Consider the following 13,442-nt stretch of genomic DNA (forward strand, 5'->3'; position numbering starts at 1 on the left):
GGGTCCCCGCAGGCTCTCGCCCGCGAAGACCCTTCACACCGTCGGGACGACAGGATTTGAACCTGCGACCCCTTGACCCCCAGTCAAGTGCGCTACCAAGCTGCGCCACGTCCCGGCCGCGATCGCCACGGGTGTTCCGTGTGAACGCGCAGGTAAACCCTACCTCACGCGCGCGGCCGGTCCGGCTGGCGGGACGTCAGCCCCGGGTGCCGACGGCCTCCGCGGGCGCCGGCGCCGGCGCGGTGACCTGCCGTACGGCCCGCCGGACGGGGACGAGCAGCGCGGCCAGGGCCGCCGCGAGCAACAGCAGCGCCAGCAGCGTGAAGCCGTGGGTGTATCCGGACTCGTACGGCAGACCGGACGGCTGGAGGTGGCCGGTCACCAGGACGCTGGTGACGGCGGCGCCGATGGAGCCGCCGATGGTGCGGATGTTGGCGTTCATGCCGGTCGCGGCGCCCGTCTGGTCGGCCGGGACGCTGCCCACGATCAGGTTGGCCATGGAGGCGAAGGCGAGCCCGATGCCGAGGCCGAACAGGCCGGAGACCAGGGCGACCTGCCACTGCTCGTCGTGCCACGCGGCGAGCAGACCGACGGCCGCCGCACCGAGCGCGGCGCCCGTCACCAGCAGCGTCTTCGCCCCGAACACCGGTTCCAGGCGGCCGCCGACCACACCGGAGACGAACATCGCCACCAGCATCGGCAGCATCAGGAGCCCGGCCGCGGTGACGCTCGCGCCGAAGCCGTACCCGGCCGCCGTCGGCGTCTGGACGAACCCCGGCAGGAAGGACCACAGCGCGTACATGCCCGCGCCGAACAGCAGCGCCACGGTGTTCGTGGTCCACACGGCGGGCAGCCGCATCACCCGCAGGTCGATCAGCGGGGTACGGGAGCGGGCCTCGGAGGACAGCCACAGCGCGAACAGCACGACGGCCAGGGCGAACAGGCCGAGCACGCGGGCCGATCCCCATCCCCAGACGGCGGCCTGGCTGAGCGGCAGCAGCAGCGCCACCAGCCACGCCGACAGCAGCCCGGCACCGAGCCAGTTGACGCTGCCCTCGGCCCGGTTGGGCGACTCGGGCACATACCGTACGGCGATGAGCGTGGCGACCGCGACGACGGCGACCGGGATCCAGAACAGCCAGCGGTAGTCGAGCGCGGAGACGATCGGCCCGGCGGCGACGATGCCGACGCCACCGCCCGCGGCGATCACGGCGGACAGGTTGCTGATGCTCTTGCTCACCTCGGACGCGGCGAACTCGTCCCGGATAATGCCGAAGGACAGCGGGAACAGGGCACCGCCGACGCCCTGGACGACCCGGGCGACGATCAGGACGCCGATGTTCGGCGCCAGCGCGGCCAGCAGACAGCCGACCGCCACGGTCGCCAGGACGGCGACGAGGGTGCGCTTCTTGCCGGTCAGGTCGCCGACGCGGCCGAGGATCGGGGTGAAGATCGACGCGGACAGCAGGTACGCCGTCATCACCCAGGTCGCGGTGGACTGCGAGGTGTGCAGGGCGTGCTGGACGGTCGGCAGGGCCGGCGCGATCAGCGACTGGAGCATGGCGAAGACGCCGGCGCCGGTCGCGAGGACCGCGAAGGTGAGACGGGTGGAATTGCGGGGCATGGAGAAGCCTCTCCGAGCACGAGGGTGCGGCCGGAGCCTCTTGGGAGCGGTCGCGGAAAGGACGAAGGAGGCACCTCGACTGCTAAAGTGGAGGTACGCCTCCACTCTATCGGAGGCCTGCCTCCGCTTCAACCCGTATCGGAGGTACACCTCCGCTTCACCTCCGGGAGGCGCCCGTGACCACCCAGTCCTTCCCCGTCACCGAGCTCGTCGCGGCGCGCCGCCCCACCCGGAAGGACGCCGCCCGCAACTACGACGCCCTGCTGGCCGCGGCGCGGGAGGCGTTCGCCGAGCACGGCGCCGAGGCGGCGCTGGAGGACATCGCGCGCCGCGCAGGAGTCGGCATCGGCACGCTGTACCGCAACTTCCCGACGCGGCGGCATCTCTTCGAGACGGTGTACGCGGACGAGGTCAACGCGTTGTGCCGGCTGGCGGTGGAGGTGGCGGACCGGGAGCCGTGGGAGGCGCTGGCGGTCTGGCTCGACCGGTTCGCGGGGTACATGGTGACCAAGCGGGCGGTGCGGGAGGCGCTCGACGGGGAGTCGGAGGTCTTCGCCGCGTGCCGTGAGTCGATGTTCGCCGCGGGGGGTCCGTTGTTCACGCGGGCCCAGGAGGCCGGTGAGGTGCGGCGGGACATGGAGTTCGGGGATCTGCTGCGGATGGTCTCGGGGATCATGGCGACGGCCTTCGAGGACGAGGCACAACGGGACCGGGTGCTGGGGATCGCCTTGGACGGCGTACGCAGGCACCGGGGAGCCTGAGAGCGGCCGTGAGCTGTCATGGGAAGCCGGCCACCGCCCCTGACTCCGCGGTGGCCGGCTTCGGCCTTTCCCCTGTCATGGCCCAGGTCAGTGTGAGCCGACCAGCTCCTGCCCGCTCCCGGCCCGCACACCCGGCTTGACGCTGCGCAGTGCGGCGGCGCCGATGAAGACCGTCGACCAGACGCCGGTGATCGCGAAGGCGGTGAAGCCCCAGTCGCCGTTCCCGGCGGCGAGCAGCTGCCCGCCCAGCCACGGGCCGAAGACCGCGCCGAAGCGGCCCATGCCGGAGGTCCAGCCAACGGCCGTGGCACGGTTGTCCGGCGTGGAGCGGAGGGACACCGTCGCGTAGATCATCGTCTGGGCGCTGTTGAGGAAGACGCCGGTGAGGAAGACGATCACCATGGTCAGCGTCTGGTCCAGGTGCACGCCGAGCAGATAGACCCCGACCGCCGTCAGCGCGAACCACAGGGCCGAGATGCGCGGGGCGCCGAACCGGTCGGCGGCCCGGCCCGCGATCAGCATGCCCACGATGCCGCCGACGTTGAAGACGACCACGAAGGTCAGGGCGTCGGCGAGGGCGTAGCCCTCGGTGCGCATCAGGGTCGGCAGCCAGGTGGCGACGCCGTAGACCAGGAGCAGACCTCCGAAGGAGGCGCACCAGTAGAGCAGCGTCTGGAGCCACTCGCCCCCGCGGAACAGGTTGGCCAGGGCGTCCCAGCGGTCGGCGGCGGACTTCTTTCCGGACTTGGCGACGGGCAGCTCGACGTCGTACCGGGTGGCCAGCTCCCGCGCCTCCTCCGTGCGGCCCTTGGCGACCAGGAAGCTCAGCGACTCGGGCAGGAACCTGGCGAGCACCGGCGCGAACAGCAGCGGCAGCACGCAGACCCAGAACGCGGCGCGCCAGCCCACCGGGTCGATGAGCCACTTGGCGACGCAGGCGGAGAGGATGCCGCCCGCGTGGTGGGCGGTCATCAGCACGCCGATGGTGAGGGCGGCGCGGCCGCGCGGGGCGTAGTCGGAGACCATGCTGATCGCGGTGGGCAGCAGACCGCCGAGGCCGACGCCCGCGAGGGTCCGGCCGAGGCCGAAGACCTCGGCGCCGCCCGCGAGGGCGCACAGGCCCGAGGCGAGCGAGAAGAGGGTCACGCAGCCGACCATCAGCTTCTTGCGGCCGATCCGGTCGGCCACCGTGCCCGCGGTCAGCGCGCCGACCAGCATGCCGAACGTGGCGTAGGAGCCGAGGTCGCCGGCCTGGTCGGCGGTGAGCCCGAAGGTCCCGGTGGCGAGCAGGTGCGGCAGCACGGAGCCGTAGATGAACATGTCGAGGCCGTCGAAGAGGACGGCCAGCCAGCACAGTCCGACGACCAGTCCGGCCAGTCCGGTGCCGCGGGCGGATGCGGTGGCGGAGGGGGAGGAAGACATCGTTGGTTACCTCTCGTACTTGGTGCGCCAGACGCTAAGGAGCCGTCCGCCGAACGTCAACGTTTTTGTCAACAATCCCATCGACAGTTGTCGGCGGTCGGCCCCGGAAACGTCCAGTGGGTGCGCGAAATCCCTGGTCAGGCGACCGGCGGGGTCCCGTGCGTGTGGAACGACTCGATGGTCTTCAGGCCCCAGGCCTGGCCCTTCTTCCGCTCCTCCTCGGTCCAGGTGATCAGCGGCCAGTCGGGCGCGAGCACCAGCCGGGTGAGCGGGTTGCACAGCTCGATCCGGTTGCCGCCCGGCTCGTAGACGTAGAGGAAGAACGTCTGCTGGATGGCGTGCTTGTGCGGCCCGGTCTCGATGAACACCCCGCTGTCGATGGCGAGATCGGCCGCCCGCAGGATGTCCTCGCGGGTGTCGGTCGCGAAGGCGATGTGGTGCAGCCGCCCGGCGCTTCCGGTCCGGTCCGAGGTGTAGACGACGTCGTACGACTTGTTCGTGTACGTCAGCCAGCGCGCCGCGATCTTCCCGCTGTCGAGCCGGATCTGCTCCGTCGGCCGGGCGCCGAGGACGTTCTGCTGGAACTCGGCGTTGGCGAGCACGTCGGCGGCGAGGAAGTTGATGTGGTCGAGCCGCCGAACGCCCACGCCCCGGTTGGGTTTGGCCTGCGGCTGGTTCTTCAGCGCGGGCCTGAGCTCCTCGGGAGCCCGGTAGTGCTCGCTCTCCCAGTAGAGGGCGTGCTCGTGGCCGTCCGGGTCGGTGGTGACGTAGAGCTTCCCGAGGCCGGGTTCGTCCTCGACCCACTTTCCGGTGCCGCCCGCCTCCTCGTCGGCCTTGATACGGCGGTGGAGGGCCTCCTCGCCGGAGGTGCGCAGGGCGAGCCGGCCGAGGCCGGGCCGCTCGCGGGCGGTCAGGACCAGGCTGTGGTGCTCGTAGTCGTCGAAGGTCCGCAGGTAGACGGTGTCACCGTCCTCGCCGTTGACCGTGAGGCCCAGGTAGTCGGTGAAGAAGGCGACGCTGGCGTCCAGGTCGGGGGTGAACAGCTGGGCGTGGCCGATGTGCGCGATGTCGCCGAGGGGCGGAGTCATCGGTGACCTCCTTGGGGTCGTGCGGCGGCCCGGGGGAAGACGGTGCCGTCGAAGATCTTTCGGGCCGTGCGCACCACGGCGGTGCGGCGGGCGGAGGGCAGGCCGTCGGGGCCGGTGCCGAGGCTGCTTTCGATGTCCAGGAAGCCGGTGGGATGTTCTATGCGCATGCGGTCGCTGCCGGGCGAAAGCACCGCGAGCTTCGCGCCCACGCCGCCGTCGATCCGCAGCCCGGCGGCGACACTGGCCGCGCCGAGCACACCGATCGAGGTGTGGCAGCGCACGGGTATGAAGGTGCGGGTGCAGATCGCGCCGCCCTCGCGGGGCGGGGCGAGCAGGGTGAGCTTCGGGACGGTCGTGTCCGACACGTCCCCGAGTCCCATCAGCCGGCCGGCCGTCAGCCGGATCTCGCGCAGCTGGTTGGCGAGCGCCAGGTCCGCCTCCAGCCCCTGGGGCGTCTCGTACCCGGTGACCTTGAGATCGGCCGCGGCGATCAGCACGGTCGGCATGCCGTTGTCCACGCAGGTGACCGGGACCCCGCCGATGAGGTCGCGGGCGTGACCGGTGGGCAGCAACTGCCCTGCTCCGGCGGGGAATTCGATGACGACCGCGGCGGCGGTACCCGGCACTCCGGAGATCCGGGCCTCGCCCGTGCAGTCGACCCGGCCGCCCGGAGTGGGGAAGGTCGCCGTGGCGAGGTCGCCGCTGTTGACCATCCGGATGCGGACGGAGGTGGAGTCCTCCCCCGCCGGGACCAGGCCGCGCTCGACGGCGAACGGGCCGACCCCGGCGAGGATGTTGCCGCAGTTCTGACGGTCGCTCACTTCCGGTCGGTCGACGGCGACTTGGAGGAAGAGGTAGTCGACGTCGGCGTCCGGGTCGGACGACGGCGAGACCACGGCCACCTTGCTGGTGAGCGGGTGCGCCCCGCCGAGGCCGTCGATCTGCCGGTCGTCGGGGCTGCCCATGATGCGCAGGAGCAGCTCGTCCCGTGCGGCGGGGTCGGCGGGCAGGTCGCCGGCCAGGAAGTAGGCACCCTTGGAGGTGCCGCCCCGCATCAGCAGGCAGCGCACCTCCTCGGGCCCGAAGGTCACGGCCGTTCTCCCGCGTACTCCTCGTACGTCCGGTACTCGACGCCGAGCCGCTGGAGGGTCTCCCGCAATCCGTAGCGGTCCAGGCCGAGTTGGCCGTCGAGGAAGGCGGCGCGGGTGGCGGCCTCCTTGGCCTCGCGGGCCTCGGACCTCTCGACCGTCTCGCGGACGCGCTCACGCGGGACGACCGCCACACCGTCGTCGTCGGCGAGGATCGCGTCGCCGGGACGGACGACCTGGCCGTCGATGGCGATCGGTACGTTGACCGAGCCGCCGGTGGCCTTGACAGTGCCCTGCGAGGAGACGGCGCGGGACCAGGCGGCGAAGCCCATGTCGCGCAGCTCCTGGGTGTCACGGATGCCGGTGTTCAGCACGACGCCACGAACGCCACGCCGTTGCAGGGCGGTTGCGAAGAGCTCGCCGAACAGGCCGTCCGTGCAGGGGGAGGTGGTGGTGACGACCAGGAGGTCGCCCTCGCCGCACTGCTCGACAGCGGCATGGATCATGAGGTTGTCGCCGGGCCAGCTGAGCACGGTGACGGCGGTGCCGGCGACCCGTACGCCCTGCTGCACGGGGCGAATCCCCGGGCCCAGCAAGCCCGTTCGGCCCATCGCCTCGCTCACCGTCGCCACGCCGTAGCCGGCCAGCGCGTCGACGTCCTTCAGCTCCGCCTTCGGCGGGTCGGTGACGATCACGCCGCTCATGCCAGCTCCTTCGCGATCTGCGGGTAGGGGCGCATGTACGCCTCGGCCATGGTCCTGTGGGCCAGGCCCAGGTTCGGCCCCGCGTTGCGCTTGAGCTGGACACCGCGGCGGACGGCGAGGTCGGTGTAGTAGTCCCACAGGTGCTGCTGGGCGCCGAGGCACTCCATGGCCTTGCGCTTGGTGTCCCACACCTCGGTGATGTCGAGGAGGACCTCGGGCCTGAAGCCGCTCATCTCGGGCTGGTGCGGCTCGAAGAAGAAGACCGGCGGCGCGCCGATGATCCCGCCGGGGCCGGGGTAGCCGATGGCCTGGGCGAGCACCCGGGCCTCCAGGGCCATGCGGTTCGCGGCCGGGTGGTCGCCGTTGTACGGGTCCTCGGTGGGGTGGGTGAGCACGACGTCGGGCTGGGTGTCGCGGTACACCTCCACGAGCCGGTCGGTCAGTTCGGGGGTGACCAGCAGCGGGTAGTCGCCGGCGTCGAAGAAGCGGATCCCGGCGCCGAGGGTGGCGGCGGCGCGTTCGGCCTCGTCCCGGCGTATCGCCTTGATCTCCTCCAGCTTCTTCCCCTCGCGCCATGCCTTGGCGGACTCGCCGCGCTCGCCGAAGGTCAGACAGGCGATGGTGACCTTCTCGCCGCGTGAGGCCGCGAGGGCGATGGCCCCGCCGGCCCGCCACACGAAGTCGCCGGCGTGTGCCGTGACGACGAGTGTGGAGCGTGGGGTGGCGGGCGCGTTGGCCTGGGTCATTGCTGCAATCTCCCTTGTTCACAGGTGAGCGCCCGCCCCAGTCCGTCGTGATCAGTCGCGCAGCGCCTCGATCACGCTGGTGAGGTGGGCGCGGACGGCCGCTTCGGCCGCCTGCGGGTCCCTGGCCCTGATCGCCTCGATCATCGCCAGGTGCTCGTTCAGGGAGTGCTGCGGACGTCCCGGGCGCAGCGCCAACTGGAAGCGGTGGCGCACCAGTTGGGCGTTGAGCCGCTCCAGCAGGTCCACGGCGGTCCGCTGGCCGGAGAACTCCCGGACCTTGGCGTGGAGCTCCTGGTTGAGCTCGGAGTACGTCACCGGCTCGCCGTCGGCGACGGCCTTGGTCATCGCCGTGCCCAGCCCGGTCAGCTCGGCGAGCTGCTCGTCACTGGCGGCGACGGCGGCCTTCGCCGCGCAGAGCCCTTCGAGGACCATCCGGCACTCGGTGATGGCGACCGCTTCCTCCACGGTCACCACCCGCACCCGGGAACCCCGGTTGCGGATCCGCTCGACGAGGCCCTGTGCCTCCAGATCGATGAGCGCGGCCCGGATGCTGGCCCGTGTCACACCGAACTGCTCGGCGAGTTCGTTCTCCACCAGCCGCTGCGCCGGTGCCATCTCGCCGTGCAGGATCGCCTGCCGCAGCTGCGCGAGCGCATGCTGTTTGGCCTGCTCCCCGGTGCTCGGACGGGCTTCTTTCGGCATCGTTGCCCTCCCTGAGTGAGTGCCTGTCGAACGTAAATCTAGCCAAACAAGATTGTCAACAATTTTGTCTGCCGTATTGCCCGCAGCACCTTCACGCCTCCCGGTACAGCGCCGTGAGCAGCTCCATCACGGTCTGTGTCGCCGGATGCGGATCGTCCCGCCACCAGGCGAGCCGCACGGCGATCGGCTCCCCGTCGCGCACCGGCCGGTAGACGACCCCGGGCCGCGGGTACTGGTTGGCGGTCGACTCGGCCGTCATCCCGACGCACCGGCCGGTGGCGATCACGGTCAGCCAGTCGTCGACGTCGTGCGTCTCCTCGGTGGCCGGGCGGGCCTCCGGCGGCCACAGGTCGGGGGTGGTGGTGCCGGTACGGCGGTCGACCAGCAGCGTCCGCCCCGCGAGGTCGGCCATCCGCACCGACCGGCGCCGGGCCAGCGGATCGTCGGCGGCCATCGCGCACAGCCGCCGCTCCAGGCCGACGATGGCCGACTCGAACCGCCGGTCGTCCAGCTCCCGGCGTACGACGGCCAGATCGCACGCGCCCTCCGCGAGCCCGGCGGTCGTCGAGTTGACGCGCACCAGGTGCAGGTCGGTCTCCGGGCGCTCCCGGCCCCAGCGGCGCTGGAAGGGCAGTGTGTGCCGGCCGAGCGCCGCCCAGGCGTAGCCGATCCGCAGATGGGCGTGGCCCGAGGTGGCGTCCCGGACCAGGTCGTCGACCTCGGCGAGCACCCGGCGGGCGTGCGCGACGACCCGCACCCCGGTACCGGTCGGGGTCACCGCGCGCGAGGTGCGCCGCAACAGCCGTACGCCCAGGGAGCGTTCGAGCGAGGCCAGGGTGCGGGAGACGGCCGCCTGGGACACCCCGAGGGCGAGGGCGGCGTCGGTGAAGGTGCCTTCGTCGACGATGGCGACGAGACAGCGCAGCTGCCGGAGCTCCACATCCATGACCCAAGCGTATAGATCAGGACGCGGATGCATTTTGCGCAAGCGGTGACCGCGCCGACGATCGGCGTATGCAAGGAGCCCCCGCACGCCCCACCGCCCCGCCCCTGCCCGCCACCGGCGCCCCGGAGCGCTCCGGCGTCCCGGTCGCCGGGGTGGCGGCCATGGCCGGCAGCGGACTGTCCAATCAGGTCGGCGCCGCGATCGGTTCGCTCGCCTTTCCCGTCATCGGCCCGGTGGGAGTCGTGGCGGTACGTCAGTACGTGGCCGCTGTGGTGCTGTTGACGGTCGGCAGGCCGAAGCCGAGGTCGTTCACCTGGCGTCAGTGGTGGCCGGTGCTGCTGCTGGCCGTGGTGTTCGGGACGATGAACCTGTCCCTCTACACGGCCGTCGACCGCGTCGGGCTGGGGCTGGCCGTGACCCTGGAGTTCCTCGGCCCGCTCGCCATCGCCCTGGCCGCCACCCGGCGTCGGGTGGACGTGTGCTGTGCGCTGCTGGCGACCGCGGGGGTCGTGACGCTGATGCGGCCGCAGCCCTCCGCCGACTACCTGGGCATGGGGCTCGGGCTGCTGGCGGCCGCGTGCTGGGCGTCGTACATCCTCCTCAACCGCACCGTCGGCAGCCGGTTGCCCGGAGCGCAGGGCTCGGCGGCCGCGGCGGCGGTCTCGGCGCTGATGTTCCTGCCGGTCGGGATCGTGGTCGCCGTACGCCATCCGCCGACCCTCGCGGCGGCCGGCTGTGCGGTGGCGGCCGGGGTGCTGTCCTCGGCGGTGCCCTACCTCGCCGACCTGTTCACGCTGCGGCGGGTGCCGGCCCCGGTGTTCGGCCTGTTCATGAGCGTCAACCCGGTCCTGGCGGCCGTGGTCGGGTGGGTGGTCCTCGGGCAGGGGCTGGGCGGGCCGGAGTGGGCGGGGATCGCGGCCGTGGTCGGGGCGAACGCGCTCGGCATCCTCACGGCGCGGCCCCGGCGGTCCGTTTGACGCCTCGGCGGAGGCGCGCTCCCGCCTCCTTCATGCCTCGACCGCTCCGTCACTTGATGACGGCGTTGGCCACCACCACCCCCACCCCCAGCAGCGCGTCCACCGCGCCGATCAGCAGGGCGGCGGCCCACGGACGGTGGGCCCAGCGGGCCGTCACCAGGCCCAGCCCGAACAGCAGGGAGATGTTCAGGGCGAACGCCGGGTACTCCACGCCCTTCGCGGGCCACCAGCCCCAGCCCGCCCCGGCCAGGACCGCGACGGTGGGCAGGACGGCCGCGATCAGGGGCCACTCGTTGACCAGCGTGCGCAGGGCGTCCCCGCGGCGGTGCGGGGTGCGTTCGGCGATGTAGTGGGCGTAGCCGTGGGCCAGGGCGGAGGCGAAGGCCGTGACCAGGAGCCACAGGGCGTCGTAGCGGCGGCTGTCCTGGGAGGTGTGGCCGTACTGGGTGAGCGCGGCGACCATCGAACAGGCGAGGACGGCGCCGTAGACGCCACCGAAGAGGACGGCCTCGCGGGTGTCGTGCGGATGCGGGTGCGGTACGTCGGCGGCCTGTGCCATGCCCTCCACCATCACGTCCCTCGGCCTGGCCCGCCAGTCGCGACGAAGTGTCCTCCCACCTGGGCCGATACCCCACACCCTGTCCACGGCCGAGGAGTGCGCGCGCTGGCTAGGGTCGTCCCCATGAGCCACAGTTTCGTAGTCCACGTCGCCGACGCCGAGCTCGAACCCGAGCCCCTCGCCCCGGAGCAGATCGTCTCCGGGACGCCCGAGGTGACCGGGAAGGTGGTCTGGGAGTCGGCGGACGGCAGGCAGATCCGCGGTGTCTGGCAGATCACGCCGGGCGTCGTCACGGACACCGAGGCGGACGAGCTGTTCGTGGTGATCAGCGGCTCGGCCACGGTCGAGGTGGAGGACGGGCCGACGCTTCGGGTCGGGCCGGGTGACATGGCCGTACTGCGCGCGGGTGACCGCACGACCTGGACCGTGCACGAGACGCTCCGCAAGGCGTACGCCGTCAATCTCGGCTAGCCGGCGACTGGGCGGTCACGCCGTCAGTCCCGGCTGGGCATGTTGTACGGGGTCACGACCTGGATCGCGGACGGCAGTGTCGGTCCCGCCGGGGGCAGTGCGCCGTGGGCCCGCATGACGAGGTGGCAGGCCTCGCGCAGGTCCTGGCGCAGGTCGTGATGGAGGACCGCGGAGAGGCGGTGCTCGCTGAGCAGGCGGGTGTTGTCGTGGTCGAGGTCGTGCGCGATGAACACCGCGCACTCCCGGCCCAGGTCCTCGAAGGCGCGCAGGGTCGCGATGTTGCCGCCGCCGATGGAGTAGACGGCACGGATGTCCGGGTCGCGGGCGAGGGCGGCGCGGACGAGGTCGTACTGCGTGGCGTCCAGGCCCTGGCCCTCGGCGATCTCGACCAGGGCCCGGCCCGGGTGGTGGGCCCGCATGGCGCTGCGGAAGCCCATCTCACGCTCCTCCTCGTTGCGGAAGAAGCCGCTGCTGAGGCTGGTGAGGACGTTGCCGGGCCGGTCGCCGAGCCACTGGCCCATGAGGTACGCGGCCGTCGCCCCGGCCGCCCGGTTGTCTATGCCGACGTAGCCGAGGCGGGCGCTGGCGGGCAGGTCGGTGACCAGGGTGACCACGGGGATGCCGGCGGCGACCAGGCGGCCGACGGCGGCGCTGACCTCGGGGACGTCCGGGGCCTTGAGGATCACGCCCTGGGACCCGCGCCGGGCTATCCGGTCCAGGGTGCGCACCTGCTCCTCGACCGGGCCGGTCTCCCGGAAGTGGAAGCGGGAGCGCACGACCGCCGGGTGCAGGGCGGGCAGTTCCGCCTCCAGGGCGGCCCGGACGGCGGTGCTGAACCGCTCGGGCGTCTGCATCACGATGTCGATCATGAACGTGCGGCCCACGAGCCGGACCTGGGTGCGCTGCCGGTCGAGGTCGGCGATGGCCTGCTGGACCTCGCGGGCGGTGCTCTCCCGGACGCCGCCCCTGCCGTTCAGGACCCGGTCCACGGTGGCCTCGCTCAAGCCCGCCTGACGTGCGATTTCCCGGATCGGGAAGGGGTGGCCCATGGACAGGCTCCTTGAGGGGTTTTTGATGGCTCCGTGCCGGTTGTTCGACGGGTTTGTACTGACAAGAATGACAGCGCTGCGTCGTCCCTGTCACCCGAGCGCTGCGTCGCCCCGTCACCGAGAGGACGCCGATGTCCTTCACCGCCGTACACCGCCGGGCCTGGCTGTCCCAGCAGGACTGCGACCTCGCCGCCCTGCGTCCGCTCGTCGAGCGGACCACCGACCCGGCCGACTACCCGTACGCCGAGGCCGTGGAGCGCAACGTCCTGCTCTACGACAGTGAGCGCGTCGGGGCCGCCGAGGACCGCCGTGAGGTCCAGGAGGAGCTGGTGCGGGCCCTCACCGACGGGCCCGGAGTCGTGGTGTTCCGGGGCGCGTTCCCCGATGCCGCGGTCGTGGACCGGGCCACCGCGGTGTTCGAGGCGCTGATCCGCGAGCAGGACGCGGCGGGCGCCACCGCCGGGGACCACTTCGCGAAGCCCGGCGCCAACGAACGGGTGTGGAACGCGCTGGAGAAGGCCGCCCTGTACGACCCGGCCGCGTTCGCCGACTACTACGCCAACCCCGTCCTCGCCCTGGTCTCCGAGGCCTGGCTGGGCCCCGGCTACCAGGTCACCTCCCAGGTCAACGTCGTCAACCCGGGCGGCCTCGCCCAGACCGCGCACCGCGACTACCACCTCGGTTTCCTCTCCGACGAGGTCGCCGCCGCCTATCCCGCCCATGTGCACCGCCTCTCCCCCGTGCTCACCCTCCAGGGCGCGGTCGCGCACTGCGACATGCCGGTGGACTCGGGGCCGACGCTCTACCTGCCGTACTCGCAGACCTTCGAGCCGGGTTACCTCGCCTGGCGGCGGCCGGAGTTCCAGGCGTACTTCAAGGAGCACCACGTCCAGCTGCCGCTGGCCAAGGGGGACGCCGTCTTCTTCAACCCGGCGCTGTTCCACGCGGCCGGCACCAACCGCACCACCGATGTCCGGCGGGTCGCCAATCTGCTCCAGGTGTCCTCGGCCTTCGGGCGGGCCATGGAGACGGTCGACCGGGAGACGATGGCGAACGCGGTCTACCCCGTGCTGCTGCGCCGCGCCACGGAGGGCGCGAGCGAGGAATGGCTCGCCAACGTCATCGCCGCCAGCGCCGAGGGCTACCCCTTCCCCACCAACCTCGACAGCGATCCGCCGGTCGACGGTCTCGCCCCGCCCTCCCAGGCGGATCTCGTCCGGCGGGCGCTGCGCGAGCGGTGGACGCCGCGGACGCTGCGGGACGGGCTGCGGGCGGCCGCCGAGCGGCGCGAGAGCTGAAGGGGCA

General features: G+C 72.1%; 14 protein-coding genes and 1 tRNA gene. 4 read left to right on the forward strand and 11 right to left on the reverse strand.

Translation table 11 applies throughout. The annotated features are described in order from the left end of the window. Positions 1–41 precede the first annotated feature (41 nt). Both ACFUO4_RS05710 and ACFUO4_RS05715 read right to left on the reverse strand, forming a co-directional pair. A tRNA-Pro gene (locus tag ACFUO4_RS05710) sits at positions 42–115 on the reverse strand. Between the two features lie 81 nt (positions 116–196). Beyond that, the gene (locus ACFUO4_RS05715; protein ID WP_383480226.1) at positions 197–1,624 is read right to left on the reverse strand and encodes an MFS transporter; all 1,428 of its coding nucleotides are present in this window, start codon (positions 1,622–1,624) and stop codon (positions 197–199) included. A 176-nt stretch (positions 1,625–1,800) separates the two neighbouring features. Here ACFUO4_RS05715 and ACFUO4_RS05720 point away from each other — a divergent pair, with 176 nt between their 5' ends. Beyond that, entirely contained in the window at positions 1,801–2,385 is a 585-nt protein-coding gene (locus tag ACFUO4_RS05720; RefSeq protein ID WP_383480228.1) for a TetR/AcrR family transcriptional regulator, read from the forward strand. A gap of 87 nt (positions 2,386–2,472) precedes the next feature. On the opposite strand, the gene ACFUO4_RS05725 is transcribed toward ACFUO4_RS05720, so the two are convergent. The 7 genes from ACFUO4_RS05725 to ACFUO4_RS05755 form a co-directional block, all read right to left on the reverse strand. After that, entirely contained in the window at positions 2,473–3,807 is a 1,335-nt protein-coding gene (locus tag ACFUO4_RS05725) for an MFS transporter (RefSeq protein ID WP_383480230.1), read from the reverse strand. 137 nt (positions 3,808–3,944) lie between these two features. Continuing rightward, on the reverse strand, positions 3,945–4,895 hold the full coding sequence (locus tag ACFUO4_RS05730) for a VOC family protein (RefSeq protein ID WP_383480232.1): 951 nt from the start codon (positions 4,893–4,895) through the stop codon (positions 3,945–3,947). After that, entirely contained in the window at positions 4,892–5,986 is a 1,095-nt protein-coding gene (locus ACFUO4_RS05735; RefSeq protein WP_383480234.1) for a 4-oxalomesaconate tautomerase, read from the reverse strand. The genes ACFUO4_RS05730 and ACFUO4_RS05735 overlap by 4 nt, the downstream gene beginning before the upstream one ends. Then, a complete protein-coding gene (locus ACFUO4_RS05740; RefSeq protein ID WP_383480236.1) occupies positions 5,983–6,687 on the reverse strand; it encodes a 4-carboxy-4-hydroxy-2-oxoadipate aldolase/oxaloacetate decarboxylase in 705 nt (234 codons plus the stop codon). The genes ACFUO4_RS05735 and ACFUO4_RS05740 overlap by 4 nt, the downstream gene beginning before the upstream one ends. Further along, a complete protein-coding gene (locus tag ACFUO4_RS05745; protein WP_383480238.1) occupies positions 6,684–7,433 on the reverse strand; it encodes a PIG-L deacetylase family protein in 750 nt (249 codons plus the stop codon). The genes ACFUO4_RS05740 and ACFUO4_RS05745 overlap by 4 nt, the downstream gene beginning before the upstream one ends. 51 nt (positions 7,434–7,484) lie before the next feature. After that, a complete protein-coding gene (locus ACFUO4_RS05750) occupies positions 7,485–8,135 on the reverse strand; it encodes a GntR family transcriptional regulator (protein WP_079307360.1) in 651 nt (216 codons plus the stop codon). A gap of 91 nt (positions 8,136–8,226) precedes the next feature. Beyond that, positions 8,227–9,081: a LysR family transcriptional regulator gene (locus tag ACFUO4_RS05755; protein ID WP_383480241.1), complete on the reverse strand. Its 855-nt coding sequence runs from the start codon at positions 9,079–9,081 to the stop codon at positions 8,227–8,229. Between the two features lie 68 nt (positions 9,082–9,149). On the opposite strand from ACFUO4_RS05755, the gene ACFUO4_RS05760 reads away from it, so the two are divergent. Beyond that, positions 9,150–10,058 (forward strand): DMT family transporter, encoded by a 909-nt coding sequence (locus ACFUO4_RS05760; RefSeq protein ID WP_383480243.1) that lies wholly within the window; start codon positions 9,150–9,152, stop codon positions 10,056–10,058. A gap of 49 nt (positions 10,059–10,107) precedes the next feature. Here ACFUO4_RS05760 and ACFUO4_RS05765 read toward each other — a convergent pair whose 3' ends face one another. Continuing rightward, positions 10,108–10,617 (reverse strand): hypothetical protein, encoded by a 510-nt coding sequence (locus tag ACFUO4_RS05765; RefSeq protein ID WP_383480245.1) that lies wholly within the window; start codon positions 10,615–10,617, stop codon positions 10,108–10,110. Between the two features lie 123 nt (positions 10,618–10,740). Between ACFUO4_RS05765 and ACFUO4_RS05770 the strand changes: the two genes are divergently transcribed. Then, the gene (locus tag ACFUO4_RS05770) at positions 10,741–11,088 is read left to right on the forward strand and encodes a cupin domain-containing protein (RefSeq protein ID WP_383480247.1); all 348 of its coding nucleotides are present in this window, start codon (positions 10,741–10,743) and stop codon (positions 11,086–11,088) included. Positions 11,089–11,111: 23 nt separating this feature from the next. Here ACFUO4_RS05770 and ACFUO4_RS05775 read toward each other — a convergent pair whose 3' ends face one another. Continuing rightward, on the reverse strand, positions 11,112–12,137 hold the full coding sequence (locus tag ACFUO4_RS05775) for a LacI family DNA-binding transcriptional regulator (RefSeq protein WP_383480249.1): 1,026 nt from the start codon (positions 12,135–12,137) through the stop codon (positions 11,112–11,114). Positions 12,138–12,268: 131 nt separating this feature from the next. Between ACFUO4_RS05775 and ACFUO4_RS05780 the strand changes: the two genes are divergently transcribed. Beyond that, positions 12,269–13,435: a phytanoyl-CoA dioxygenase family protein gene (locus ACFUO4_RS05780; protein ID WP_383480251.1), complete on the forward strand. Its 1,167-nt coding sequence runs from the start codon at positions 12,269–12,271 to the stop codon at positions 13,433–13,435. Positions 13,436–13,442 lie beyond the last annotated feature (7 nt).

The organism is Streptomyces sp. NPDC057280, assembly GCF_042668605.1.
GTDB lineage: Bacteria > Actinomycetota > Actinomycetes > Streptomycetales > Streptomycetaceae > Streptomyces.

Coding starts and splice junctions, on each gene's coding strand:
- ACFUO4_RS05745 (WP_383480238.1), bottom strand. CDS start 7,433: ATGACCCAGGCCAACGCGCCCGCCACCCCACGCTCCACACTCGTCGTC.
- ACFUO4_RS05740 (WP_383480236.1), bottom strand. CDS start 6,687: ATGAGCGGCGTGATCGTCACCGACCCGCCGAAGGCGGAGCTGAAGGAC.
- ACFUO4_RS05760 (WP_383480243.1), top strand. CDS start 9,150: ATGCAAGGAGCCCCCGCACGCCCCACCGCCCCGCCCCTGCCCGCCACC.
- ACFUO4_RS05780 (WP_383480251.1), top strand. CDS start 12,269: ATGTCCTTCACCGCCGTACACCGCCGGGCCTGGCTGTCCCAGCAGGAC.
- ACFUO4_RS05715 (WP_383480226.1), bottom strand. CDS start 1,624: ATGCCCCGCAATTCCACCCGTCTCACCTTCGCGGTCCTCGCGACCGGC.
- ACFUO4_RS05725 (WP_383480230.1), bottom strand. CDS start 3,807: ATGTCTTCCTCCCCCTCCGCCACCGCATCCGCCCGCGGCACCGGACTG.
- ACFUO4_RS05765 (WP_383480245.1), bottom strand. CDS start 10,617: ATGGCACAGGCCGCCGACGTACCGCACCCGCATCCGCACGACACCCGC.
- ACFUO4_RS05730 (WP_383480232.1), bottom strand. CDS start 4,895: ATGACTCCGCCCCTCGGCGACATCGCGCACATCGGCCACGCCCAGCTG.
- ACFUO4_RS05775 (WP_383480249.1), bottom strand. CDS start 12,137: ATGGGCCACCCCTTCCCGATCCGGGAAATCGCACGTCAGGCGGGCTTG.
- ACFUO4_RS05750 (WP_079307360.1), bottom strand. CDS start 8,135: ATGCCGAAAGAAGCCCGTCCGAGCACCGGGGAGCAGGCCAAACAGCAT.
- ACFUO4_RS05755 (WP_383480241.1), bottom strand. CDS start 9,081: ATGGATGTGGAGCTCCGGCAGCTGCGCTGTCTCGTCGCCATCGTCGAC.
- ACFUO4_RS05770 (WP_383480247.1), top strand. CDS start 10,741: ATGAGCCACAGTTTCGTAGTCCACGTCGCCGACGCCGAGCTCGAACCC.